23 protein-coding genes, 6 tRNA genes and 1 other RNA gene are annotated in these 23,978 nt (G+C 42.6%); 17 read left to right on the top strand and 13 right to left on the bottom strand.

The features are described 5' to 3' along the window. The first annotated feature begins 567 nt into the window (after positions 1 to 567). Entirely contained in the window at positions 568 to 1,842 is a 1,275-nt protein-coding gene (gltA, locus tag AC4CUZ_RS08245; protein WP_004695551.1) for a citrate synthase, read from the top strand. 148 nt (positions 1,843 to 1,990) lie between these two features. Here the strand turns inward: gltA and AC4CUZ_RS08240 are convergent, their stop codons facing one another. The 4 genes from AC4CUZ_RS08240 to AC4CUZ_RS08225 all read right to left on the bottom strand — a co-directional run bounded on the left by AC4CUZ_RS08240 (position 1,991) and on the right by AC4CUZ_RS08225 (position 6,109). Beyond that, positions 1,991 to 3,583 carry a flavin-containing monooxygenase gene (locus AC4CUZ_RS08240; protein WP_419380843.1) on the bottom strand — a complete coding sequence of 531 codons (1,593 nt, stop codon included), beginning with the start codon at positions 3,581 to 3,583 and terminating at the stop codon, positions 1,991 to 1,993. 18 nt (positions 3,584 to 3,601) lie between these two features. Continuing rightward, complete coding sequence (locus AC4CUZ_RS08235) at positions 3,602 to 4,447, bottom strand: SDR family NAD(P)-dependent oxidoreductase (RefSeq protein WP_419380842.1); 846 nt, start codon at positions 4,445 to 4,447, stop codon at positions 3,602 to 3,604. Between the two features lie 15 nt (positions 4,448 to 4,462). Then, on the bottom strand, positions 4,463 to 5,419 hold the full coding sequence (locus AC4CUZ_RS08230) for a metal-dependent hydrolase (RefSeq protein WP_419380841.1): 957 nt from the start codon (positions 5,417 to 5,419) through the stop codon (positions 4,463 to 4,465). A 183-nt stretch (positions 5,420 to 5,602) separates the two neighbouring features. Continuing rightward, the gene (locus tag AC4CUZ_RS08225) at positions 5,603 to 6,109 is read right to left on the bottom strand and encodes a type IV secretion protein Rhs (RefSeq protein ID WP_419380840.1); all 507 of its coding nucleotides are present in this window, start codon (positions 6,107 to 6,109) and stop codon (positions 5,603 to 5,605) included. Between the two features lie 203 nt (positions 6,110 to 6,312). On the opposite strand from AC4CUZ_RS08225, the gene AC4CUZ_RS08220 reads away from it, so the two are divergent. Then, on the top strand, positions 6,313 to 7,938 hold the full coding sequence (locus tag AC4CUZ_RS08220) for an NAD+ synthase (RefSeq protein ID WP_419276352.1): 1,626 nt from the start codon (positions 6,313 to 6,315) through the stop codon (positions 7,936 to 7,938). A 117-nt stretch (positions 7,939 to 8,055) separates the two neighbouring features. Here AC4CUZ_RS08220 and AC4CUZ_RS08215 read toward each other — a convergent pair. Further along, a tRNA-Met gene (locus AC4CUZ_RS08215) sits at positions 8,056 to 8,132 on the bottom strand. Positions 8,133 to 8,310: 178 nt separating this feature from the next. On the opposite strand from AC4CUZ_RS08215, the gene AC4CUZ_RS08210 reads away from it, so the two are divergent. Then, on the top strand, positions 8,311 to 8,727 hold the full coding sequence (locus AC4CUZ_RS08210; RefSeq protein WP_335997468.1) for a hypothetical protein: 417 nt from the start codon (positions 8,311 to 8,313) through the stop codon (positions 8,725 to 8,727). A 162-nt stretch (positions 8,728 to 8,889) separates the two neighbouring features. Here the strand turns inward: AC4CUZ_RS08210 and AC4CUZ_RS08205 are convergent. The 4 genes from AC4CUZ_RS08205 to coaD form a co-directional block, all read right to left on the bottom strand. Next, positions 8,890 to 8,966 (bottom strand) — tRNA-Met (locus AC4CUZ_RS08205). 73 nt (positions 8,967 to 9,039) lie between these two features. After that, positions 9,040 to 9,417: RNase P RNA component class A (rnpB, locus tag AC4CUZ_RS08200), an RNA gene on the bottom strand. Positions 9,418 to 9,443: 26 nt separating this feature from the next. Then, entirely contained in the window at positions 9,444 to 9,707 is a 264-nt protein-coding gene (locus tag AC4CUZ_RS08195) for a YfhL family 4Fe-4S dicluster ferredoxin (protein ID WP_004695536.1), read from the bottom strand. 1 nt (position 9,708) lies between these two features. Next, the gene (gene coaD / locus AC4CUZ_RS08190; RefSeq protein ID WP_004695534.1) at positions 9,709 to 10,200 is read right to left on the bottom strand and encodes a pantetheine-phosphate adenylyltransferase; all 492 of its coding nucleotides are present in this window, start codon (positions 10,198 to 10,200) and stop codon (positions 9,709 to 9,711) included. Between the two features lie 141 nt (positions 10,201 to 10,341). Between coaD and smpB the strand changes: the two genes are divergently transcribed. Continuing rightward, positions 10,342 to 10,818, top strand: a complete 477-nt coding sequence (gene smpB / locus AC4CUZ_RS08185; RefSeq protein WP_004695532.1) for an SsrA-binding protein SmpB — start codon at positions 10,342 to 10,344, stop codon at positions 10,816 to 10,818. Positions 10,819 to 10,860: 42 nt separating this feature from the next. Here the strand turns inward: smpB and AC4CUZ_RS08180 are convergent, their stop codons facing one another. The 3 genes from AC4CUZ_RS08180 to rluD all read right to left on the bottom strand — a co-directional run bounded on the left by AC4CUZ_RS08180 (position 10,861) and on the right by rluD (position 13,358). Beyond that, positions 10,861 to 11,427 (bottom strand): flavodoxin family protein, encoded by a 567-nt coding sequence (locus tag AC4CUZ_RS08180; RefSeq protein ID WP_490747476.1) that lies wholly within the window; start codon positions 11,425 to 11,427, stop codon positions 10,861 to 10,863. 107 nt (positions 11,428 to 11,534) lie between these two features. Next, positions 11,535 to 12,275 carry a peptidoglycan editing factor PgeF gene (gene pgeF / locus AC4CUZ_RS08175; protein ID WP_490747475.1) on the bottom strand — a complete coding sequence of 247 codons (741 nt, stop codon included), beginning with the start codon at positions 12,273 to 12,275 and terminating at the stop codon, positions 11,535 to 11,537. Positions 12,276 to 12,305: 30 nt separating this feature from the next. Continuing rightward, positions 12,306 to 13,358, bottom strand: coding sequence for a 23S rRNA pseudouridine(1911/1915/1917) synthase RluD (rluD, locus tag AC4CUZ_RS08170; protein ID WP_078425306.1), 1,053 nt, complete (start codon positions 13,356 to 13,358; stop codon positions 12,306 to 12,308). A gap of 71 nt (positions 13,359 to 13,429) precedes the next feature. Here rluD and AC4CUZ_RS08165 point away from each other — a divergent pair, with 71 nt between their 5' ends. Next, the gene (locus AC4CUZ_RS08165) at positions 13,430 to 14,413 is read left to right on the top strand and encodes an outer membrane protein assembly factor BamD (RefSeq protein WP_419380838.1); all 984 of its coding nucleotides are present in this window, start codon (positions 13,430 to 13,432) and stop codon (positions 14,411 to 14,413) included. Positions 14,414 to 14,604: 191 nt separating this feature from the next. Next, positions 14,605 to 16,500, top strand: coding sequence for a DNA primase (locus AC4CUZ_RS08160; RefSeq protein WP_279678638.1), 1,896 nt, complete (start codon positions 14,605 to 14,607; stop codon positions 16,498 to 16,500). Between the two features lie 25 nt (positions 16,501 to 16,525). On the opposite strand, the gene hemA is transcribed toward AC4CUZ_RS08160, so the two are convergent. Next, on the bottom strand, positions 16,526 to 17,809 hold the full coding sequence (gene hemA, locus AC4CUZ_RS08155) for a glutamyl-tRNA reductase (protein ID WP_125273209.1): 1,284 nt from the start codon (positions 17,807 to 17,809) through the stop codon (positions 16,526 to 16,528). Positions 17,810 to 17,887: 78 nt separating this feature from the next. On the opposite strand from hemA, the gene AC4CUZ_RS08150 reads away from it, so the two are divergent. The 11 genes from AC4CUZ_RS08150 to panD all read left to right on the top strand — a co-directional run bounded on the left by AC4CUZ_RS08150 (position 17,888) and on the right by panD (position 23,975). After that, positions 17,888 to 19,597 carry a tetratricopeptide repeat protein gene (locus tag AC4CUZ_RS08150; protein WP_078389155.1) on the top strand — a complete coding sequence of 570 codons (1,710 nt, stop codon included), beginning with the start codon at positions 17,888 to 17,890 and terminating at the stop codon, positions 19,595 to 19,597. 5 nt (positions 19,598 to 19,602) lie between these two features. Then, positions 19,603 to 20,184: a lipoprotein insertase outer membrane protein LolB gene (gene lolB, locus AC4CUZ_RS08145; protein WP_004695517.1), complete on the top strand. Its 582-nt coding sequence runs from the start codon at positions 19,603 to 19,605 to the stop codon at positions 20,182 to 20,184. 10 nt (positions 20,185 to 20,194) lie between these two features. Further along, positions 20,195 to 21,025, top strand: a complete 831-nt coding sequence (ispE, locus tag AC4CUZ_RS08140) for a 4-(cytidine 5'-diphospho)-2-C-methyl-D-erythritol kinase (RefSeq protein WP_490748061.1) — start codon at positions 20,195 to 20,197, stop codon at positions 21,023 to 21,025. Between the two features lies 1 nt (position 21,026). After that, a tRNA-Gln gene (locus AC4CUZ_RS08135) sits at positions 21,027 to 21,101 on the top strand. A gap of 28 nt (positions 21,102 to 21,129) precedes the next feature. After that, positions 21,130 to 21,204: transfer RNA gene (locus tag AC4CUZ_RS08130), tRNA-Gln, on the top strand. 19 nt (positions 21,205 to 21,223) lie between these two features. After that, positions 21,224 to 21,298 (top strand) — tRNA-Gln (locus AC4CUZ_RS08125). Positions 21,299 to 21,388: 90 nt separating this feature from the next. Then, a tRNA-Gln gene (locus tag AC4CUZ_RS08120) sits at positions 21,389 to 21,463 on the top strand. Between the two features lie 36 nt (positions 21,464 to 21,499). After that, entirely contained in the window at positions 21,500 to 22,453 is a 954-nt protein-coding gene (locus AC4CUZ_RS08115) for a ribose-phosphate pyrophosphokinase (RefSeq protein ID WP_004695513.1), read from the top strand. Positions 22,454 to 22,554: 101 nt separating this feature from the next. Next, the gene (gene rplY, locus AC4CUZ_RS08110) at positions 22,555 to 22,851 is read left to right on the top strand and encodes a 50S ribosomal protein L25 (RefSeq protein ID WP_004695511.1); all 297 of its coding nucleotides are present in this window, start codon (positions 22,555 to 22,557) and stop codon (positions 22,849 to 22,851) included. Positions 22,852 to 22,869: 18 nt separating this feature from the next. Continuing rightward, the gene (gene pth, locus AC4CUZ_RS08105; RefSeq protein WP_004695508.1) at positions 22,870 to 23,451 is read left to right on the top strand and encodes an aminoacyl-tRNA hydrolase; all 582 of its coding nucleotides are present in this window, start codon (positions 22,870 to 22,872) and stop codon (positions 23,449 to 23,451) included. A 143-nt stretch (positions 23,452 to 23,594) separates the two neighbouring features. Continuing rightward, positions 23,595 to 23,975: an aspartate 1-decarboxylase gene (panD, locus tag AC4CUZ_RS08100; RefSeq protein ID WP_004695506.1), complete on the top strand. Its 381-nt coding sequence runs from the start codon at positions 23,595 to 23,597 to the stop codon at positions 23,973 to 23,975. The last annotated feature ends 3 nt before the right edge of the window (positions 23,976 to 23,978 follow it).

The raw sequence follows: 23,978 nt of genomic DNA, 5'->3' as shown, positions 1-23,978 counted from the left end.
TGCAACAGATTAATCCCCTACAAGATTGAAATATCTCGTAATAAATTTTAATTAAAACAATTTTTCACATCCGTATAAATAAAAAAAGTGACTGATATACCGTTTTCGAAATACCAAATAAGCTATTTTTTATACAATTAAATCATTTTTTTTGAGTCACTTATTGTTTTTAACAATGACTACGAAAGCAGCATTTTCTTTTTAAAATGATGCGTAAGTTACGAGAATCATAATAAATGTAAATATATGACGACTTGAATTCTTTTTCTTTTCAAGCGCTTTTTTCAATATAAAACTGCTTACAATTGCGCCAGCAACATTTTTTATTTATGCACTTGCTCGTTGAATTAACTTATTATAGTGTGTCGGTGCTGTGATTTTATGCAAATTTTAATGGATTAAATCTTAACTATAACTTCGGAAGTCATCATTTTATCCATAAGTATAATTGACAAAATTTCAGCACTCTCTACTCTTAGAGCAAATTTTTAATCCGTCTGATTCGTGCATTAAAAGATGAGTATTTCGAGTCAGATAAATCATTCACCAGGACAGGAGATCTATTGAATGTCTGAAGCAACTGGCAAAAAAGCCGTTTTACAGCTTGATGGCAAAGAAATTGAATTACCAATTTACAGCGGCACATTGGGCCCAGATGTAATCGACGTTAAGGATGTATTGGCCGCAGGTCACTTCACTTTTGATCCTGGTTTTATGGCTACTGCTGCATGCGAGTCTAAAATCACTTTCATCGACGGTAACAAAGGTGTGCTTTTACACCGTGGCTACCCAATCGACCAGTTAGCAACTAAAGCTGACTACTTAGAAACTTGCTACTTACTTCTCAATGGCGAGCTTCCAACAGCTGAACAAAAAGAAGTATTTGATGCTAAAGTTCGTAACCACACTATGGTTCACGATCAAGTTAGCCGCTTCTTCAATGGTTTCCGTCGCGATGCTCACCCTATGGCGATCATGGTTGGTGTAGTTGGTGCGCTTTCTGCGTTCTATCACAACAACTTAGACATCGAAAATGTTGATCACCGTGAAATTACAGCGATTCGCTTAATTGCTAAAGTACCTACTTTGGCTGCGTGGAGCTACAAGTACACTGTAGGTCAACCATTCGTTTACCCACGTAACGACTTAAGCTACGCTGAAAACTTCTTATACATGATGTTTGCTACTCCAGCAGACCGTGATTACAAAGTAGATCCTATCCTTGCTAAAGCAATGGACCGTATCTTCACGCTTCACGCAGACCACGAACAAAATGCTTCTACCTCTACAGTACGTTTAGCTGGTTCTACTGGCGCGAACCCATATGCATGTATCGCTGCAGGTATCTCAGCACTTTGGGGCCCTGCTCACGGCGGCGCAAACGAAGCTGTTCTTAAGATGCTTGATGAAATCGGCACTGTAGAGAACGTTGCTGACTTCATGGAAAAAGTGAAAACTAAAGAAGTTAAACTCATGGGCTTCGGTCACCGTGTGTACAAAAACTTCGATCCACGTGCGAAAGTAATGAAAGAAACTTGCGACGAAGTTCTTGGTGCGCTTGGCATTAACGATCCACAGCTTGCTCTTGCTATGGAACTTGAACGTATCGCGCTTTCTGATGAATACTTCATCAAACGTAACTTATATCCGAACGTAGACTTCTACTCAGGTATCATCCTTAAAGCGATTGGTATCCCGACAGAAATGTTTACAGTGATCTTCGCGCTTGCACGTACTGTTGGTTGGATCAGCCACTGGTTAGAAATGCACAGCGGTCCGTACAAGATCGGTCGCCCTCGTCAGCTTTACACTGGCGAAGTTCAACGCGACATCAACCGTTAATTCGGTCTGCGTTGATAGACAAAAAACCACCCGCATGGGTGGTTTTTTTATATATTGAACTCTAAACCTACCATTCATGAATCACACCCTTAAAGTATTAAAAGGCCTGAACAGACTCAGGCTTTTTTTAATACTTAATGTGGCTACTTTAAGCTTCAACAACATCGTAGTGTTTTAGCTCAAGCGCAGATAAACGTTGCTTTAACTCAGCCAAGGACCACGGCCAAGCCGCGAAGTTACGGCCATTTTGATCTAAATAATAGCTTGAGCAACCACCTCGGTTAAATACGGTGGTTTTCAAATGGGTTTGCACCTTAGCATTGTGATAACGCAGAACATCTCGTTTTACCATCATACGTTTAAAGCCTTGCTGCTTCATTTTTAGTAGACCATCTACAATGTACTGAATCTGAGCTTCAGCAATGCCAATAAAAGAGTCATAAACCAAGATATTTGGGCCCAATACCAAAAAGGCATTCGGCACATTTTCCAAACTTGTACCCAAGTACGCTTCTGGAGAACTTTCCTTCCAAAGGTCAGCCAATCGCTCACCTTGAGCATTCCATACACGCTGGCCAATTGGAAGATGTGCCACTTCAAAACCGGTCCCCCAGATAATGACATCGACCTCAAATCGCTCCCCATTTGCCACAATGACACCCTGTCCATCAATCTCGACCAAACCTTGTGGCAACAACGTGACATTGTCTTGTTGCAGTGCTGGATAATAATTGTTGGCAAATAAAAGTCGCTTACAGCCGATCGAAAAGTTAGGCGTTACGGCTTTACGTAGGGTGTCATCCTGTATTTGCAATTTTAATAATTGACGGCTTAAAACATTGACTGGCTCAAGTAGTGACGGATGACGCAGCCCAAAGTTGATCGCATTTAAAATACTGGAAACACTTTTCCTCCAGCCTTGCTGAATCATCGGGAATTTGGCCACCAGCGACTTCACACTAGCATTCAGCTGCATATCCGCTTTGGGCAAAACCCACGTTGCAGTACGCTGAAATACGATCAACTCTTTCACCAACGGCTGAATTTGTGGAATAAACTGAATGGCAGATGCACCTGTTCCAATCACTGCAACCCGCCTCCCCGTTAAGTCATAATCATGTTTCCAACGGGCTGAATGGAACATTTCTCCTTTAAACCCCTCTATCCCTTTAATTTTAGGTAAGGACGGTTCTGTAATCGGCCCTGTGCTAAAGATCACGGTTCGTGCTTGATATGCCCCCTGAGAAGTTTCGAGTTGCCAAATACTCGCCTCTTCATTCCACTTTGCACTGAGCAACTCATGCTGAAATCGGATTTTGTCTTGCAATTCAAACTGCTCAACCACCTGTTCCAAGTAACTTAAAATTTCAGGTTGTTTCGCAAATAAATGGCTCCATTGATGACTAGGTGCAAAGGAAAATGAATACAACGCCGAAGGTACATCACAGCCACAGCCAGGGTAATTATTATCACGCCACGTACCGCCGACCCTATCCGCTTTTTCTAAAACCAGATAATCCTCATAACCAACTTGTTTCATTTTATAAGCCGCAGCAATGCCCGAAATCCCTGCTCCCACAACAATGGTATCGTAAGTATGTACGGCTTTAGGACGAAGCACAGCCTTTTTACGGGTCTGCTTAGGTTGAGCTTCCGTACTTTTTGACGTGGTAGTTTGATCTCGCATTTGATCAGACGGCGCTTGCACATCTACTTGCTCGATCTCTAATTGCGTTTCCATATTCATTTTTCTCTATTCTTATTTTGTGATTTGATTAAACAGTGGATAACCCAAACCTAAAAGCTTGACGTATAAGCTTGGCGATGCGCGTTTCATCCACCAAAACAATTTGGCATCGGGTTGTGGAATAGTATAAAGCTTGCCTGCATCTAAGCGATTTAATGTTTTTTTGACTACAGCATCACTGGTGGTAAACGCATGGCTCATCAGCAGTTTGTCAGCCAGTCCAGAATAGCGACTTGGCAAACGCCCATTCTTCATAATATTAGTGGGCACCAAGGTCGGACACAGCACATTGACTGCAATGTTATAAGCCTGAAGCTCTGAAGCTAAGGTTTCTGATAGTGCCAAAACACTAGACTTAGTCACGTTGTACGCTGTCATTTCAGGGGCTGCGGTATAGCCCGCTGCCGATGCCACATTGATAATGGCACCAAAACCTTGCTGTTTAAACTTGGGCACAAAGTAGTGGCAACCATGAATTACCCCCCACAGGTTGAGATGCATACACCACTGCCAATCCTCCAGCGACACCTCATCAAACTTACCACCTAGCCCAACTCCGGCATTATTGATGAGCAAGGTGACAGGATGTCCCAAAAGCTGTTCCGCTTGCTCAACCAGAGCGTGTACAGATTCTTTTAATCCAACATCACAATGCACCGCATAGGCTGACGTAGATGTCATCGACTGAATTAAATCTACCGTCTCCTGTGCCGAGCTTAAATCAATATCTGCACAGATGACATCACCACCGCGTTTTGCCAGTTCCAGTGCAAAGCTACGACCAATTCCACTACCTGCACCAGTTACAACTGCGTAGGCCTTTTGACTTGGTTTATTTTTTTTACTCAACAGTCCCATGTCATAACCTCCTTTTTATGATTTCAGTACTGGAGTAAATTCTTTGGTGAAATAGGGGGTTAACACTCCCGTTTCAGGATGTAGTAAACGCTCTTTGTAATAATCTAAAAATGCAGAAGTATCATAATCATTCGGGTGAAAACTCGGGCGTAAATAATCAAAAATATGCTTCCAACTACTGCCATAAACACCTCGTTTTAGCCCAAACAAGAGACTGAAACTGCGCGGTACATCCTTCCAATAACTGAGACTCACCAAATTAGACGGTTTACGATAAAACGGGACAAAAACTGACGCCACTGAAATCAGCAGCAAAATGGTGATAAGGGCTGGGAAAAAACCCGCAATACGTAAGGCATAGTTATTGGAAAGTGATTGAAACACATCATATGCAATGTCTTTATGCTCAGATTCCTCTAGCATGTGCCACATCCAAATCGCCCGTTGCTTTTCATCTTGAGAATCAAAGAAAATCTCTTCATGGTTCATCATGTATTCAGACAGCACTGCAGTAAAATGTTCAATGCCTGCCATTAAAGACAATTTCATCGGCTGCGGTAAGCGGTTAAAACCGTAATCAAAAACGATTTCAGCTAAATAGCGAAAAATACCAACGGGTAAATCAACCTGTTTAAAAGTATCGTTCAATTCTTCATGTAGCTTTGAATGCAGTGCCTCCTGTCCAATTAAAGAAGTCACACGTTGTTTTAATACAGGGTCTGAGAGGAAATCGCGGTGATAACGGGCGGTATCAATCACCAAGTCTTCACCATAGGTCAGAAAGATCGAGAGTGATGCAAAGTAAGCACTCGCTAGCTCTGCATTTAAGTAAAATTTGGGATCAATTTTCTCAGCTTCAAAGTCAAATTTCATATGCCGAATCGGAATAATCGCAGACTGTTTTTCAGCATTGAATACTGGTCCTGCAAAAATTTGGCTGGCTTTACCTTTCAATGGAAGAGCAATACGCATAGGACATTCCTTCTTATTTTTAGCTCATTTTTCAGGCTCAATCTCACGATTTTTACCTGTGCTTTGCATTCAAAATAAGAGTCCGCTTCCCCCATGCCACTGGCATTTTTCTTCAAATGATTTGCAATTTATGACTTTAAAATCTGTTGTCTAACAATCACTCCACAGATTTATCTATCGGGGTCAGAACGAGGCTTTGTGTGCCACAAAAGGAATGCACTGCTCATAGGCTGAGCACTCTTCGCCATAGTGTTTTTTGAGAAAATAGTCTTGCACCATTTGCGCCTGCTGTTCAATGCCATAGCTTAAAAACTGCTTCCCTTGTTTTAATGCATAGCGATATTGACGGTTAAAAAGTGCCTGACGGACTACAGCGAGTCCCTGCTGAATTTGCCAAACATGCGTTAGCTCATGAATCAACCAGGCTTGTTGATGAATGGATTGATCGGCAAAATTTTCGCACCAGTCTTTGATATTAAAATAGACATGTCCATTGGGGCTAATCGCATAATGAGGCAGCACTGCCCGATGCGCGATAATTCGAACCGAATCCATGTTCAGACTGTTCCCAAAAATGCTGCTGGCGAGCTTTTGCTCCCCTTCAGTCAAGGGCCGATTTTTAAGTTCAAACTTTTGCTGTATTTTTTGTAAAAGCGGTTGAAACCACACAATCACACTCCATAAAGACATTAGAATAATTTGTTCTTTTTAAGGACATTTACGGATTTTTTTTAGAATATCCCTTAAAAAAAATCGCATTTCGTATATAGTATTCGCACTTATTATTGATTAATACTTCTATTTGTTTATCGTCACTTACACCACGTAGAACTTATAGCTATAACAAACTCAATCGTCGTGTATATCCCTATAGGTATAGGATTTAGTTGGAAATGAAAAGTTTTAAAATTGCACTTGCACAGTTCTCTCCGCACATTGGCAACCTTGAAGCAAATGCCCAAAAAATGTTGGAGCAGGCCAATGAAGCAAAAAAACAAAATGCTGATTTAATTATTTTTCCAGAACTTTCGAGCATTGGTTACCCAGCAGAAGATTTACTTCTACGTCCTAGCCTAACCAAACGCACGCAACAAGTTTTTGAACAACTTAAAACAGTAAAAGACATTGTGATGGTCTTTGGTTTTGTCAATCAAAGCGAAGATGGCCAGCGCTACAACGCCGCTGCGGTCATGAAAGATGGACAAGTTTTGGGTGTGTATAACAAACAAAACTTGCCAAACTATAGCGTGTTTGATGAAAAGCGTTACTTCACCGAAGGGCATCAACACCTTGTTTTTGAATATCTGGGGCATAAGTTTGGTGTGTTGATTTGTGAAGATGTTTGGTCACTATCAACGGTACAACAACTGGCACAGCTCAATGTAGAAACGGCTTTGGTCTTAAATGCTTCACCATATGAAGTCGGTAAGCCGCAGCACCGTGTTGAAACCATGTCTGCATTGGCGAAACAAATGAACCTCAACTTGGTTTATGCCAACCAAGTTGGCGGTCAAGACGACCTGATCTTTGATGGTACAAGCTTCGTGATTGCCAAAAATGGCTCGGTTGTACTTCAAGCAGAAAGCTTTAAAGAATCCCTATATTTAGCTGAATACGAAGCAGAACAACAAGCCTTTAAGGCCAATGCTCTGCCGCCTGCTTTAGACACTATGGCTGAGATTTATCAAAGCTTAGTAATGGCGACCCGTGACTATGTACAACGCTCAGGTTTCCCTGGAGTGATTTTGGGTTTATCAGGCGGGATCGACTCAGCTCTAACTCTTGCAATTGCAGCCGATGCGATTGGCGCCGACAAAGTCCAAGCCGTAATGATGCCATATACCTATACCGCTCAAATCAGTGTAGAAGATGCTGCTGAACAAGCGAAGAGTATGGGGGTGACTTTTGGGATTGCTGAAATCAACCCGATTGTGAACAGCTTTATGCAAACGCTTTATCCGTTCTTTGGCAACAGCCCTGCGGATGCAACTGAAGAAAACTTACAAGCACGTGCCCGCGGTACACTGCTGATGGGTTTATCCAACAAATTTGGTAATTTAGTCCTCTCTACAGGCAATAAATCAGAATTGGCGGTGGGCTACTGCACGCTCTATGGTGACATGGTGGGTGGTTTTGCAGTACTGAAAGATGTGTATAAAACCATTGTGTTTGAACTTGCGAAATACCGTAACAGCATTTCAGACAAGCCAGTGATTCCTGAGCGTGTGATTACTCGCCCACCTTCAGCAGAGCTACGTCCAGATCAAAAAGACCAAGACTCTTTACCGCCATATGATGTACTGGATGCCATTTTGTATGCCTATATCGAAGAAGATATGAGCCAAGATGACATCATTGGCAAAGGCTTTGATGCTGAAGTGGTTGCAAAAGTAATTCGTTTGGTTGATTTCAATGAATACAAACGTCGCCAAGGTGCAATTGGTCCGCGTATCAGCTCACGTGCATTTAGCCGTGAACGTCGCTACCCAATCATGAATGGCTGGAAAGCTGGCCTATAAGCACTTTCTCCAATAAAAAAGCCCAAACATGTGTTTGGGCTTTTTTATATCGACATATTCAAATCTATTTTTTACGCACAAAAAAAGAGACCAAGCTGAGAGCTTGGTCTTTTAAAATGGTGGCTATGACGAGACTTGAACTTGTGACCCCCGCATTATGAGTGCGGTGCTCTAACCAACTGAGCTACATAGCCGTAAACTGTGCGCGCATTATGCAAAGTTCAAAGACAAGCGTCAACCTTTTTTACACACAAATGGTTATTCCATAAACAAATACACTTTAAACTATCAATTTTTCAGCAACCCACTCTTTTTAAACTTATTTTCATACTGCAAGCTATATTCAAGTTATGCATATTTACGAGAAAGATAATGAAAAAGAGAGTCTGTTTTTTCTTCATCCTGAGTACTACAGCATTGAGCAGTTGTCAGCTGATTTCCCCCATGATCACCGACTATAACGGTGTACGGCGTGATGTAGCGACCTATATCAACTCCAACCTATTATTTAGCCTAAAAGATCGAGAGATATTGGTCAACTATGCCAAAGGACAACAAAAAATCCTGACGGCTGATCGCTTAAGCCCAACAGCACAGCAAAACTTGGCTTTAGAAAGAGCCGAAGGACGCTACTGTGCAAGTCAGCACATATCTTTAAAAAAACTCAATTTAGTCGATCATCAAATCTTTACATTGCCCGAACATCAAGCCAATTGGCAACACATTCAAGACTTACAGATGCAGATCAATTTAACGCCTGAAAACCTTCACTGCGAGGGGAAGTTCTAAAAATATCATAAATGTCCGCAGTCACAGCTTTGGTTTAAATATCGAAATAACGGTGCAGTGAACCACAAGACCATTTCAGAAATGGCAAGTAAATAAAGATAGTTTCACAGCCTTTCTTTCCCACAAAAAAAAAGATCATGCTGAGAGCATGATCTATAAAAATGGTGGCTATGACGAGACTTGAACTTGTGACCCCCGCATTATGAGTGCGGTGCTCTAACCAACTGAGCTACATAGCCGTAAACTGTGCGCGCATTATGTGGTTTTCTCACCAGTACGTCAAGTACCTTGCGCGCTTAATTGATCAAAATTTGTTGAAGTGAGCCGATAAGCCGGGTTCTGTCGAGAACGATCATTCCTCTAGGCGTACAATCACTCATACGCTCAAGCGACCTACCCGGATCCAGCATGGGCCATGCCTAAAGGATCCCTATTTGGTCTTGCTTCCGGTGGGGTTTACCATGCCATGAACTGTTACCAGCCATGCGGTGCGCTCTTACCGCACCCTTTCACCCTTACCTTCGATTTCGATTGCTCGAAACCATAATGAAGGCGGTCTACTCTCTGCTGCACTTTCCGTCGGCTCACGCCGCCCAGGCGTTACCTGGCACCTTGCCCTATGAAGCCCGGACTTTCCTCCCCTGCTTCAATCACGGAGATCTCCACAGCAGCGATCGTCTGGCTCACTTCGAGGCGCATAGTATCAAATCTTAGACTTAATTGCTTGCGCTTTTTTGAGCAATCAGCTTTTTATATTTATCCATGAGCTCATCCTCAGTTTCCGCATGATTAGGATCCAACGGAATACAGTCCACTGGACAGAACAATTGACACTGGGGTTTATCATAATGTCCGATACACTCTGTGCATAAGTCTGGATTGATTTCATAAATCAATTCCCCCATGAAAATGGCTTCATTGGGGCACACAGGTTCACAAACATCACAATTGATGCATTCATCGGTTATATATAAAGACACGCTACCAACCTTGTTGATGTTTACGTTCAAAAGCAGCGACTACAGCTTGCGGTACAAACTTTGTCACATCACCTTTTAAACGTGCTATTTCACGAATCAACGTCGATGAAATAAATGAATACTGCTCTGACGGCGTTAAAAATACTGCCTCAAAGTGTGAATCAAGTTGACGGTTCATATTGGCTAACTGGAACTCGTATTCAAAGTCAGACACTGCACGCAATCCTCGCAGTACAGCCGTTGCCTTCTGTTCACGGAAGAAATTTACCAACAAACCATCAAAACCTACAAACTCAACATTATCAAGATGGCTTAATGATGCTTTGGCCAAGCTCACACGCTCTTCTAAACTAAAGAGAGGGTTTTTATGATGACCAATGGCAATGGCTACCACCACTTCATCAAACATACGTGATGCACGTGTGACCAAATCAATATGACCATTGGTAATTGGATCAAAAGTCCCCGGGTAAATGACGCGAGTTTTAGACATCCATTTTTACTCTGTTGATTTTGTAGAGCCATATTTTAGCAAAAACTTGTTTTATAGGTGAAGAAACTCCATAAATTTGAAAAAACTTCACCTTAACCCTGCTTTAAGGCACAATAGGTACATTGTTGGAAGTAATTGATTATGGCGAAAGCAACTGTAGTTAAAAAAAATACCAGCGGGACGATTGCACAGAATAAACGTGCACGTCACGACTATTTTATTGAAGAAAAATTTGAAGCTGGCCTGTCACTGCAAGGCTGGGAAGTGAAATCATTACGTGCAGGTCGTATGACGCTGTCTGAGAGTTATATCACCTTTAAAAATGGTGAAGCTTTCCTGTTCGGTGCTCAAATTCAGCCTTTACTCAGTGCATCTACGCACATTGTTCCTGAAGCGACCCGTACCCGTAAGTTACTGTTGAACCGTCGTGAACTGGATAAGCTACTCGGCGCAGTGAATCAAAAAGGTTATTCATGTGTTCCACTTGTCGCTTATTGGAAAGGACCACGTGCTAAATTAGAAATCGCTTTAGTGAAAGGCAAACAGCTACATGACAAACGTGCCACGGAAAAAGACCGTGACTGGCAACGTGATAAAGCCCGCATTATGCATAAATAATAAAAAAACCTCCCATGTGGAGGTTTTTTATTATTAGAACTGTTAATAGTCAGCTTTTAGCTCAACCAAATATTTTCCAAACTTTCGAGCAGTTTCCAAGTCACCTTCGGGTGGGGTTATTTCAACACTGGCATTGTCTGACTGAGTCATCAAACCTAAAAAGCTCGACATCCGATTAATATCGTGTTGGCTACGTCCCGTCGGCATAAATGGTAAACCAGCCCACAACATACCATGCTGCATAGCAAATAAATTAATCTGCTGTAATACCGCCAGTTTATCGCCACTTAAGCCCCCACCATTGGTAAAGCCTGCAGCCAGTTTTCCTTGCCAAGCCCGTGCTAACCAACGCTTAGAGGAATCTTCCATAAACTGCTTAAGCGCTGCTGTAAGACTGCCCATATACGTTGGGCAACCCATCACAATAATATCGGCCTGATCTAACAAGTCCCACTGCACTGCAGCAACAGAAATTAAATGCACATCAGCACCCGCCTGCTCTGCACCTTGTGCAATATACTGAGCGACTTTCGCCGTATGACCATAGGCGCTATGATAAACCACACACACATGAACAGGTGCAGCAGAAACAAGATCAGGTACAAACATGGAAACTTTTAAGACCAAAGAATTGAGTTAAGTTTAACACTTCCACTCGCTGAGTGGGGAGTAAGTGCAAGGATTAAAACAGCCAAGCACTTGATCAGAAACCCAAACTATTGCATAAACACAAAGGTCGCCATACGCCCAGTTTTGGCATGACGTCGATAAGAAAAGTACTCATTCGACTGGCTAAAGGAACACTGATCACCACCAGAAACTACTTCAACCCCGTGCTGTTTTAGAATGAATTTTGCGATCGCATATAAGTCAGCATAATACTTTCCAGCTTGCGCAGCTGTTTGAAAAGCAGACTCAAGCTCAGCATACTTTGAACAAAAGGCTTCTTTTACTTCCGCCCCAATTTCAAAACAAGGTTGGCTAATGGCCGCGCCCAACCAAGCCCATGTCGGCTGAGTGTTTATGCTGGCAATGGTATTTTCAATAATGCCATGCGCCAACCCACGCCAACCTGCGTGCAAATTGGCCACTTCAGTTCCATCCGCATTACCTAAAACCACTGGCAAACAATCGGCTGTCATCATCATCAGAGCATGCTTCGGGCGCTGCGTCACCAAACCATCCCCTTCTTGAGCATCAAAGTCAATTTGCTCATTCACTACACGGCAAATGGTGCTGTGAGTTTGTGTCATCCATGTGATTTTATCGACCCCATAGTCTGCAAACTCTTCGAGCAAGATCATGCGATGCTGTTGCACACGTGCAACATCATCCTGTACATGCAAAGCCAAATTAAAGCCTTGTAGTTCAGTTTGAGTGGTCTCTAAAGCACGATCATGATGTACACGGGTTTGCCCCACAAAAACACCTGCCGGAAGTCCTTGAACAAATTGCATATACGGTCCTTATGATGATTCAACTATAACTTAGTAGGCTTTGTTTTCCGTGCGTAGTACATCGACCAAGGTCGCCAAGTCTGCTGGCCACGGCGCTTTAAACAACATTTCTTCACCTGTACGAGGGTGTTTCAAACCTAGCTCTGCTGCATGCAAGGCTTGGCGTCTGAAACCACGTAAAGTCTCATCTAAAAGTTCTGTTGCACCTGCGGGTACGCGTACACGTGGCATATACACAGGATCGCCAACTAAACCAAAACCAATATAACTAAAATGCACACGAATCTGATGCGTACGTCCAGTTTCAAGACGAGCTTGAATACGGGTGAAATGTTGGAAGCGTTCTTTCACGTTGTAGTGTGTTACAGCATCTTTACCGCCTGGTAATACCGCCATTTTGACACGATCGACAGGGTGACGTTTAATCGGTTCATCCACCGTGCCTCCAGCAATCACATTGCCATACACAATCAGATCATAAACACGGTAAACCGTTTTTTTCGCCAATTGCTTGCTGAGTGAAAATTGTGCTTCTAAGTTTTTCGCAACGACCAATAAACCTGACGTATCTTTATCAATACGATGCACCAATCCCGCACGAGTTAGTTCTGCCGATTTTGGATAGTGATGCAATAATGCATTGACCAACGTACCCGATGAGTTGCCCGCACCTGGGTGAACCACCATCCCAACAGGTTTATTAACAACAATAATGTCGTCATCTTCATAGACGATATCCAGCGGAATATCTTCAGGCAGACTACGAGTTTGGGCTTCTAACTCAACTTCAAGGGTTAACAGTTCAAATCCTTCACATTTATATTTCGGTTTGACACTGTTACCATTTACCAACAAATGGCCTTCTTTTAGCCACTGTTTGAGTTTTTCACGCGAAAAGTCGCTCCAAATCGTTGCTGCAACTTGGTCTATACGCTGTCCGAGATAAGTTTCATCCAATTGAAATTGCAACGATAAACGTGTTGCAGTAGAGCTTGAAGTATGGTTATCTGCATCCTCAGAATCTTCAAGTAAATTGAAATCGGTTTCAGGGAAATTTGGATCGGAAGATTGTGCTTGAGCCATTTGATCATTCAAATAAAAGTGATTTAATAGCGCAATTGTAGCTCATTGCCCGTATTAACAGAGGAATTTTTATGTCGCTACCACATTATAAAATGACAATGCTTGCTCTAACGATTGGCATTGCATCTGCAATGGTAGGCTGTAGCAGCAATCCCAAGAAAGAAGTGGTAGATACCGGTCCACAATCGAGTGAACAGGTTTATATTCAAAAAGCAGAAAAAGCACTGCAAAGTGGTCAATATACCGACGCTGCAAAACACTTAGAAGCATTAGATACCTATTACCCTACAGGTGAATATGCGCAACAAGCTCAACTCGAGCTGCTCTATGTGAAATTTCAGCAGAAAGATTATGAAGGTGCGATTGCACTGGCTGATCGTTTCATTCGTTTGAACCCTCAGCATCCAAACGTGGACTATGCCTACTATGTACGTGGTGTAGCCAATATGGAACAAAACTATGATGGTTTGATTCGCTATACTTCTTTAAAGCAAGCACATCGCGATGTGAGCTATCTTAAAGTGGCGTATCAAAACTTCGTGGACTTTATTCGTCGTTATCCTTCAAGCACTTATGCTGTAGATGCCGCACAGCGCATGAAATTTATCAGCAATGAGTTAGCTGAAAGCGAAATGAATGCGGCACGTTTTAATATCAAACGTAAAGCATGGGTCGCAGCACTAGAGCGTGCGCAATGGGTGATTGAACATTATCCACAAAGCCCTCAAGTGCCTGAAGCTTTAGCAACTGTTGCTTATACCTATGACCAATTGGGCGACAAGCAAACTGCGCAACAATATACCGATGTCTTGAAACTAAATTATCCAAATTTAGTGAAATCGAATGGTGAAGTGAACTTACGCGCTGCACGTAAAGAAGCAAGTTGGGTCAACCGTGCGACTTTAGGTGTGTTTGGTCGTGAAGAACAAAACAGTTCTGAAGAAAAAATCGAACAACCCAAACAAACAGCAGAACGCAGCTTTACCAATCGTGTCAGCTTCGGTTTACTCGATCGCCCTGAAACAAATCAAAACATCAATACTGAAACCGAATAATTCCTCTGAAATATTCGCTATTTTAGAAAGGGCAAGTTATCATACTTGCCCTTTTGTTTTGTGCGATTTCCGCTTGATCAAAACGCTTAAACGGTATACAAAACAATCTAGATTCGATGGTTTTTTGCATTTTAAAACCTCCATCTCTGCTTCTTTTCACGGTTCAAAACATCAGCGACTGACGATTCGACATGGCTATTCCTCAACACACCATTGACCAAATTTTAGATCGGACCGACATTGTCGACCTGATTGGTCAACGTGTGAAACTTAAAAAGTCAGGTCGCACCTATTCAGGCTGTTGTCCGTTCCATCAAGAAAAATCACCATCTTTTCACGTGTATCGTGACAAACAGTATTTCCACTGTTTTGGTTGTCAGGCCAATGGTAATGCCATTCGTTTTTTAATGGACATCGACAGTCGTAGCTTTATTGATGTGATGAAGGATTTGTCGAGTCAAACAGGCATCGAACTTCCCAAAGACAACCGTGACTCAAAAAAACTGGTGTATAAGCGTGAAGCTAAACCTGTCCAAAAACCACAGGTCGATGTCGCAGAAGCCAAGAAAACTGAGCCAACTCTAGCACAACCTGAGTTTCAGATTGAGCATGATCCTTTTGCTGAATTTCAGTCCATGGACTACCAAGAAGGTTATGCTGATTTTGATACCTTCGAGGGCTTCAACACTGCCCCCGTTCAGGAAGGTAACTTATACGACCTGTTAGAAAATATTGCGCAATATTATGAGCAACAACTACCGCATAGTCGTGCTGCTCAGCAGTACTTTAAACAGCGTGGACTCAGCCGAGATACCATTGCATATTGGCGTTTAGGCTATGCACCTGAGGACTGGCAACACTTAGAAAAAGCCTTTCCGCAAGATATCGAAGGCTTAAAGCTACTCGGACTGATTCGTACCAGTGACAATGGTCGTGACTTTGACTTGTTACGGGATCGCGTCATATTTCCGATTCGTGATGCCAAAGGTCGTGTCGTGGGCTTCGGTGGTCGTGCTCTAAATGACGAAATTAAGCCTAAATACATCAACTCGCCAGACTCTGAGGTATTTCATAAAAACCAATTGCTTTATGGTTTATATGAAGGCCGTAAACAAAAAGCCCAAGACTGGCTGATGGTCGAAGGTTATATGGATGTGATTGCGCTACAGCAGTATGGGATTGCAGGTGCTGTGGCGACCTTAGGAACGGCCAGTAACACCGAACACTTAAATATTCTGTTTAAACAAAACAACCGTATTACCATTGCCTTTGATGGTGACGTGGCTGGACAAAAAGCGGCTCGCCGTACTTTAGAGATTGCGTTACCGTTACTCAATGATGGTCGTGAGCTGAAGTTCTTTGTGCTGCCAAATGATCATGACCCTGACTCACTGATTCGTCGCGAAGGTATTGAAAACTTTAATAAACTGCTCCAACAGGCCCCACTGTTGTCAGACTTTGTATTTGCACATCTGACGCAGAACCATGACATCAGCAGCCCTGAAGGTAAAAGTCAGGTCATGAGTGAGTTACGTCAACTTACGGACTTATTGCCAAAAACAGGCTCTTTCCGTTATTTGCTAAATCAATCCTTCAAAGAAAAACTCGGTTTTGGTCGTCGCTGGACACCTCAAGTCAGCAACGATGCCTCGTTGTCTTTTAATATTCGCACCAAAGATGAAGACTTCGCGCTCGCCGTTCTGATCCATCATCCGTTTTTGTATATTCACTTTGAAACTCTACGCGCCTATTTACCTGAAGATGAACTTTTAGCGCATGTGCTACAAGTCTTAGATGGTATCTTTGATGATTTACCTGATGACCAAGAACTGGCGACCTATTATGTACTGGGTGCGTGTAGCCGTTATGCCAACGCGATTGCCGATATTATGCAGCGCACCAATATTGAAGTTCTGACCAAAACACCTGAAATGGCCGACAAACTGGCCAGTGAATATGCTCTCTCGCTTGAAGAAAAATATTTGCGCCAAAAACTAAAAGCGCCTTTAAGCCTGCTCGAATCGCGCAATCTACGTCAAAAACTGAATGAATTGACCAAAAAAATAGGCTTAAGACTGATTACTTAAACCTATTACATTTTTATATTTAGATTTACTTTTTAGTTTTACGACGTTTAGCAAAAGTCTCATTTAAACACGTTTGCATTTGTTCAAAATGACTCGGATCTTCAGATTTGGCTGCTTCACGCAGCATAATCGAGGTCGGATGTAGCAACTTCTGCGTCAAACGATGTGCAAACTCTTGCATTACTCGTTCCGCCATTTCCCCTTTCGCAATTCGTGCCAGCGCTAGATCTAATTCTTCTTGTCTTAACTGTTCACCTTGCTGACGGTAAGCATGAATGGTTTCACCTGCGAGATTGACCTTCTGTTGGGTCACCAACTCGGTGGCTAGTTGGTTGACCATCACCTCTGCTTCAACCGCCGCCTGACGACGCTGAGCAAGGTTTTCATCAATCACCGATTGCAAATCATCTACGCCATATAAATAGACGCCATCTAAGCTTTCCACTTTCGGGTCTATATCACGCGGAACAGCCAAATCGACCATCAACATTTGTTGATAACGACGCTTTTTTAAAGCAGCTTTGACATCTGGATAATGAATCACTTGATGTAAACTTCCCGTACAACTGGAAATGACATCTGCACGTGCTAAGTTATTGGCCAACTGATCAAACTCAATGATTTCAACATCTACACGATGGGCTATTTCTTGAGCCAAAGTTTCAGCCCGTTCACGAGTACGGTTACAAATGAGGATTTTTGCGACTCCCATTTCAGCCAAATGTTTCGCCACTAAGCTATTCATTTCGCCCGCAGCGACCACCATGACCGTCAACTTCTCAGGCTTACTAAACACTTGTAATGCAAGCTGAGCCACCGCGTAGCCCATCGATACGGCGTGAGTACCTACAGCCGTTTCAGAGCGGACGCGTTTCGCCGCATAGAAAGCATATTCAAAAATTCGGTTTAAATGAGGAGAAACAGTATGAGCCGTCTTCGCTAGAGATAGTGCAGATTTAACCTGCCCCAAAATTTGCGGTTCACCAAGCATGAGTGAATCTAAACCGCTTGCAACACGCATTAAGTGAGTCACAGCCTGCGCATTTTCATAACGGTATACATGATTCAACAATTGTTTAACATCTATGCCATTTGCTTGGGCGAGCCAGTTCAATACCATATCTGAGTTTTCAGACATGGCATACACTTCTGTTCTGTTACACGTAGACACCACCACCATTTCATTTAAGTCTTGGTTTTGGCCTTGTTGCTCAAGCAGTTGCGTTAACTTTTCAGGGTTAAATGCAATTTGCTCACGCAATTCTACGGAGGCGGTTTGATGGTTGACACCCAATGCAAAGAAAGACATATCAGATCATCATTTCGCTAAATTTATGCTATTGTGCAATAACGGTGTCATAAAAAGCATTACTTGGATCAAGAAAAATTGCGTCAAACACATTGCCGACTGAGCGGCGCGAGAATTAAGCAATATTCTACCACATTCTTACTCGTCGGTAGCATGGCATCTAGTGCTCATCTTAGAGCAGCTGGAGATTTTTCGCTATCTAATTATGATGCAATTCAACAAAGTATGATTGCCGAATTTGCACTGGCTTACCAAGACAGCGCGACTGCCTTGCACAACTATACTGTGCTGGCGATTAAAAGTAATTCCACCACCATTAAACAGCGCGCTTTAAATATTGCCCTTGAACAAAATGATTTGCATGCCGCACTCGACATTGCAACGCATTGGGTGGTACAAGAGCCCACCGATGTTCCAGCATTATTTTATTTGTCGCATATTGCACTCAAAGCACATGAATATGAGCTTGCGGCTGAAACGCTCGATAAGATTCTCAATATTGATGCCAATGCTGATTTAGAGCAAATCCTTGCGGGAATTGCCCCTGAAGAACCTGAAGATCAAGAAATTCTCATTCAAGCGTTACGTTCGAGTAAGGAGCGGAACAATCCCTCTATTTTGGCATTGATTGCAGGTTTAGAGGCTCAAAATGGCCAGCTTGAACAAGCCCTGACCACCATTAATAAAGCCCTAAAAAAGCGCGGAAAAGTCACAGGCTACATCCTGATGAAAGCCAACTTACTCAGCGCACTCGGTCAAGAGGAAGAAACCCGTAATTGGTATGCGAAATCGAGTCGTAAACACCGCGACAATGTCGATATCCGTTTAGCAGAAGCCAAATATCTGATTAAAATTAATGCGTCGAATGAGGCCTTAACCAAGCTTGAGAGCCTGATTAAAAAATGGCCTAACCAAGAAGAAGCCTTGTTTATTGCGGGGTTAACCAGTATTGATTTAAAGAAGTACGAAAAAGCTGAAAAATATCTGGTTGAACTACGTAATTCGGCTGAATATCAAAATGAAGCCTATTACTATCTAGCAGTGAATGCTGAACGAAAACAGCATTTTGAAACAGCCAAGGCCTACTACCGTCTAGTCGATGGTAGTCTGTATACCGTATCGCGTCGTAGCCTCATCAGTATCTATACTCAGCAAAACAAACCCAATGATGCTTTACGCTTCTTAACCCAAGAACGGGTGAACTACCCACAACATGCAAGCTTCTTGTATCAGGCGCAAGCCGATATTTTAAAGCGCATGAATAACAAAGCCGCAGCCATGCGACTGTTAGATGAGGCGATTAAAAACTTACCGGATGATCCTGAACTGATCTATTCTGAAGTGCTAATGCTGGATGCACACACGGATAAAGACAAACTTGAAAAGTTGCTGAATCAACTGTTAAGTATCGAACCCAATAGCCCAACCTATCTCAATGCTTATGCATACACTTTAGCCTTGCAAAACAGACGCTTAGATGATGCACGTAGATTTGTTGAACATGCTTTAGAATATGCCCCTGAACAAGCCTCCATCTTAGATACCTTAGGCTTTATTTGTTACTTACAAAATGACTTTAGCACTTCAGCCAAAGTCTTAGAAAAAGCCTACCTTATCAGTGGTAGTGTCAACATTGGCGTGCGTTATGCGCGTTCAGTCTATATGCTCGGTGATCTGCAAAAATTCTCCACTGTGTTACAACAACTCAAACAAAAACACCCAAATGATCCTCAATTGGATCAACTAAATACTTTATTGTTACCCCAACAACTGAAAAAGAGCTCATAGTTTTTATGCGTATTTTCTCAAATCTGAGCTTAAGCTTACTTGCTGCAAGTAGCTTGGCACTAACAGGCTGTCAACAATTTACCAAACCACAGCTTGACCCAAACACCATACAAACCGAATCTGATCAACACTTTAGCTTACAAGGTAAAATTGGGGTGCGTACGCCTGAACAGACAGGCAGTGCTTTTTTCACATGGGTACAACAGCAACAAGAGTTTGATATTGAGCTCAGTGGAATTTTAGGCGTTGGTAAGACGCAAATTACCGGTCGTCCAGGTGAAGTTAGCCTGAATAGTGCTAAAACTGGCCTCATCCAAGCTGAAACTCCTGAAGAACTTTTAAAAACAGCAACTGGTTGGCAGGCGCCCATCACCCATTTAGTCAATTGGGTTCAAGCCAAACCCGCAACAGTTCAAGCACAAATCCAACGTGACAGTGCCAAACGCGCAGTACAGATCATTGAAGATGGTTGGAGCGTTGAGCTGAGCTATAACGAGCAAGCCCATATGCCAAATCGGCTGATTTTAAAACAAGCACTTGAAAATGGTGCAGAAAACCGTATTACAATGGTCATTCAAAACCGCTAGTTATCTCGTTATGATCCGTGTCCCTGCCCCATCAAAACTGAATTTGTTTTTACACATTACGGGTCGTCGTGAAAACGGCTACCATGAACTGCAAAGTATTTTCCAGTTGATCGATCTGTGTGATTGGTTAGAGTTTGAACTCCGTACAGATCAAGAGATTCATATTGAAGGCTTAAACAGTGTCGATTTGAGTCAAAATTTGATTTATAAAGCGACACAGATACTTCAGCCGTATGCACAAACAGCTATTGGTTTATCCATTCATCTTGAAAAAAATATTCCGATGGGTGCAGGCTTAGGTGGTGGTTCATCGGATGCCGCGACGACATTAATCGTGGTCAATCAACTGTGGCTGTGCGGGCTAAATACTGAGCAACTAGCAGACTTGGGGGTTCAGTTAGGCGCAGACGTTCCCATCTTTGTCCATGGTCGCAATGCATGGGCTGAAGGTATAGGTGAGCGCTTAACATTCATAGACTTAGATCAAAAACAATACATTGTGTTAAAACCTGATTGTTTTATCAGCACTCAATTGCTTTTTTCACAAAAAACATTGACAAGAAACACGAAGAGCTCTAAATTTTGCGCCTATCAGTTAAAGCCATCTGATTTTGGAAATAATTTTGAGCCTTTGGCAAGAAGTTTATATCCAGAAGTAGATGAAGCAATGCAATATCTCGACCAGTTCGGTGTTGCAAAACTTACAGGTACAGGTGCTTGTGTTTTTGCTGAAGTAACGAGTGATATGAACATTGATGATGTTCTTGCAAATGCACCATGTAAAGCTTACTTGGTCAACAGCTTGAATGAATCACCAATAAGACATTTCCACGTTACCTGATAGGGGTATCGCCAAGTGGTAAGGCACCGGTTTTTGATATCGGCATCCGTTGGTTCGAATCCAGCTACCCCTGCCATTTTATTTCACCTGTAGATGACTGTACTAGGGGTATCGCCAAGTGGTAAGGCACCGGTTTTTGATATCGGCATCCGTTGGTTCGAATCCAGCTACCCCTACCATTTTACAGTAATCAAATTTAGGGGTATCGCCAAGTGGTAAGGCACCGGTTTTTGATATCGGCATCCGTTGGTTCGAATCCAGCTACCCCTGCCATTTTCCAAAAAAGACAGAACAACACTTTGCTGTTCTACTGTTAATTTACCTTGACAGAAAGACGCAAAAATATTAAAGTTCTGCCGCATTAGGGGTATCGCCAAGTGGTAAGGCACCGGTTTTTGATATCGGCATCCGTTGGTTCGAATCCAGCTACCCCTGCCATCTAATTCCTAAATTGCCAACCGCCAAGGGTGCTTCATGCCCAATCTTGTCGTTTTTAGTGGATCTGCACATCCACAATTCGCCCAAAAAGTCGTAAGCCACTTGCACATCCCTTTAGGTGCTGCATCTATTGGTCAATTTTCTGACGGTGAAATTGCTGTCGAAATTACTGAAAATGTTCGTGGTAAAGACGTATTTATCGTACAACCTACTTGTGCCCCAACGAATGATAACCTGATGGAAATCCTCGTTATGGCTGATGCTTTGCGTCGTGCAAGTGCTGGTCGTATTACCGCAGTGATTCCTTATTTCGGTTATGCACGTCAAGACCGTCGTCCTCGTTCATCACGTGTTCCAATTACTGCAAAAGTTGTCGCAGATATGCTGACAACTGTAGGAATTGACCGTGTGGTAATGATCGACCTTCACGCTGACCAAATCCAAGGTTTCTTCGATATCCCTGTAGACAACATCTACGGTACACCAGCGCTTTTAGCTGACCTTCGTCAACAATCACATGATAACCTCATGGTGGTTTCCCCTGACGTGGGCGGTGTCGTTCGTGCACGTGCTGTTGCTAAACAAATGGGCGATATTGACCTTGCTATCATCGACAAACGTCGTCAAAAGGCAAACGAATCACAAGTCATGCACTTGATTGGTGATGTTAAAGGCCGTGACTGCGTGATCGTAGATGACATGGTGGATACTGCAGGTACGTTATGTAAAGCTGCTGATGCATTGAAAACATTTGGTGCGCGCAAAGTGGTTGCTTATGCAACTCACCCTGTTTTATCAGGTAAAGCTATCGAAAACTTGAAAAACTCTGTGATTGATGAATTGGTTGTTACAGACACCATTCCTCTTTCTGAAGAAGCTCAAGCTCTTGGTAAGATTCGCCAAGTTTCAGTTGCAAGTATGGTTGCTGAAACAATTCGTCGTATTAACAACGAAGAATCTATTAGCGCAATGTTTGATTCTTATCTATAATATAGCGCTGAATTTTAAAAGCCCTGCCCAGTGCAGGGCTTTGTCTCACTAGGTCGGTCGCAGATCTAGTTTATTTAAAACTTAAATTAAGGATGTCTATCATGGCAAACTTCGTATTAAACGCTCAAGCGCGTGAAGCAGCTAACCAAGGGAAAGGTGCGAGCCGCCGCCTTCGTCACGCTGCTCAAGTTCCAGCTATCATCTACGGTGGTGCTGCTGAACCTGTAGCTGTTACTTTAGAACTTCGTGAGCTTGTTAAAGCTTTAGAAAACAACGCTTTCTTCGAAGAAGTTGTTGAAATCAAAGTTGGCGACAAAGTTGAAAGCGTTAAAATCAAAGCGTTACAACGTCACCCAGCTAAAAACACGCCTATGCACGCTGACTTCGTTCGCGCATAAGTGTTATTGGTGTAATTAGTGTCAAATATTTCACTGATTGTTGGTTTGGGCAACCCAGGTTCTGAGTATGCCCAAACCCGCCATAATGCAGGCTTTTGGTTTGTTGAACGCCTTGCAGAACAATATGGCATTACGCTTAAAAAAGACCCAAAATTCAATGGAATGAGTGGGCGTGGTAATATCGAAGGTCAAGACGTCCGTCTACTATTACCCACAACCTTTATGAACCTTGTTGGTAAAAGTGTTGTTCCCTTCGCAAAATTCTACAATATTGCTCCCGAAGCAATACTGATTGCTCACGATGAACTAGATATGAACCCTGGTGTCATTCGCCTAAAAACAGGTGGTGGTCATGGTGGTCATAATGGTTTACGTGACATAGTCCCTCATATCGGTCCAAATTTCCATCGCTTACGCATTGGTATTGGTCACCCCGGTTCAAAAGAACGTGTTTCAGGACATGTCTTAAGCAAAGCACCAAGCAATGAACAAAATTTAATGGATGATGCAATCCATCACGCATTAGCTCGCACTAAAATGCTGGTGAATGGTGAGATTCAGCCTGCCATGAATCAAATCAATGCTTACAAACCAAACTGATAAGTCAAAAAAATGTTGAACCATGCTGCTTGCCATACTGTCATTTTAAAGGCAAAATGCGCTTGCCTGATTGCTTATCCAGCAAGTTCAGATTGATTCAACCATAAGATAACGATCTTAGGTCCACTCAGGAGACGCTAGCCATGCTATCTCGTTTATTAAAAGCAAAAATCCACCGTTGTGTTGTTACTCAAGCTGAACTTCATTATGAAGGTTCATGTGCAATTGATGGTCTTTTATTAGATTTAGCCGGTATCCGCGAATATGAAGAAATTCACATGTGGAACGTGACTAATGGTAAGCGTTTCAGTACCTATGCAATTCGTGGTGAAGAAGGTTCTGGCATCATTTCAGTCAATGGTGGTGCAGCACATCAGGCCGATGTAGGCGATTTAATGATTATTGCGACATTCGGTGATTTCACAGAAGCTGAAGCAAATGCACATAAACCACGTTTAGTTTATGCAAATCCAGATAACACTGTAAGTCACATGGCAAACTGCATTCCAGTACAAGTGGCTTAAGCC

The organism is Acinetobacter sp. 789_lipA (genome assembly GCF_058242845.1).
The sequence above is the reverse complement of the archived record's forward strand: the minus strand, read 5'-3'. Positions and strand labels throughout refer to the sequence as shown.

What these genes read in the sequence shown, in the direction of transcription:
- pgeF (WP_490747475.1), bottom strand. Translation starts at nt 12,275, where the DNA reads ATGCAATTTGTTCAAGGACTTCCGGCAGGTGTTTTTGTGGGGCAAACC.
- AC4CUZ_RS08220 (WP_419276352.1), top strand. Translation starts at nt 6,313, where the DNA reads ATGAAAAGTTTTAAAATTGCACTTGCACAGTTCTCTCCGCACATTGGC.
- coaD (WP_004695534.1), bottom strand. Translation starts at nt 10,200, where the DNA reads ATGTCTAAAACTCGCGTCATTTACCCGGGGACTTTTGATCCAATTACC.
- AC4CUZ_RS08230 (WP_419380841.1), bottom strand. Translation starts at nt 5,419, where the DNA reads ATGCGTATTGCTCTTCCATTGAAAGGTAAAGCCAGCCAAATTTTTGCA.
- panD (WP_004695506.1), top strand. Translation starts at nt 23,595, where the DNA reads ATGCTATCTCGTTTATTAAAAGCAAAAATCCACCGTTGTGTTGTTACT.
- AC4CUZ_RS08180 (WP_490747476.1), bottom strand. Translation starts at nt 11,427, where the DNA reads ATGTTTGTACCTGATCTTGTTTCTGCTGCACCTGTTCATGTGTGTGTG.
- AC4CUZ_RS08235 (WP_419380842.1), bottom strand. Translation starts at nt 4,447, where the DNA reads ATGGGACTGTTGAGTAAAAAAAATAAACCAAGTCAAAAGGCCTACGCA.
- AC4CUZ_RS08240 (WP_419380843.1), bottom strand. Translation starts at nt 3,583, where the DNA reads ATGGAAACGCAATTAGAGATCGAGCAAGTAGATGTGCAAGCGCCGTCT.
- gltA (WP_004695551.1), top strand. Translation starts at nt 568, where the DNA reads ATGTCTGAAGCAACTGGCAAAAAAGCCGTTTTACAGCTTGATGGCAAA.
- AC4CUZ_RS08210 (WP_335997468.1), top strand. Translation starts at nt 8,311, where the DNA reads ATGAAAAAGAGAGTCTGTTTTTTCTTCATCCTGAGTACTACAGCATTG.
- lolB (WP_004695517.1), top strand. Translation starts at nt 19,603, where the DNA reads ATGCGTATTTTCTCAAATCTGAGCTTAAGCTTACTTGCTGCAAGTAGC.
- AC4CUZ_RS08115 (WP_004695513.1), top strand. Translation starts at nt 21,500, where the DNA reads ATGCCCAATCTTGTCGTTTTTAGTGGATCTGCACATCCACAATTCGCC.
- rplY (WP_004695511.1), top strand. Translation starts at nt 22,555, where the DNA reads ATGGCAAACTTCGTATTAAACGCTCAAGCGCGTGAAGCAGCTAACCAA.
- rluD (WP_078425306.1), bottom strand. Translation starts at nt 13,358, where the DNA reads ATGGCTCAAGCACAATCTTCCGATCCAAATTTCCCTGAAACCGATTTC.
- hemA (WP_125273209.1), bottom strand. Translation starts at nt 17,809, where the DNA reads ATGTCTTTCTTTGCATTGGGTGTCAACCATCAAACCGCCTCCGTAGAA.
- AC4CUZ_RS08225 (WP_419380840.1), bottom strand. Translation starts at nt 6,109, where the DNA reads ATGTCTTTATGGAGTGTGATTGTGTGGTTTCAACCGCTTTTACAAAAA.
- AC4CUZ_RS08160 (WP_279678638.1), top strand. Translation starts at nt 14,605, where the DNA reads ATGGCTATTCCTCAACACACCATTGACCAAATTTTAGATCGGACCGAC.
- AC4CUZ_RS08165 (WP_419380838.1), top strand. Translation starts at nt 13,430, where the DNA reads ATGTCGCTACCACATTATAAAATGACAATGCTTGCTCTAACGATTGGC.
- ispE (WP_490748061.1), top strand. Translation starts at nt 20,195, where the DNA reads ATGATCCGTGTCCCTGCCCCATCAAAACTGAATTTGTTTTTACACATT.
- smpB (WP_004695532.1), top strand. Translation starts at nt 10,342, where the DNA reads ATGGCGAAAGCAACTGTAGTTAAAAAAAATACCAGCGGGACGATTGCA.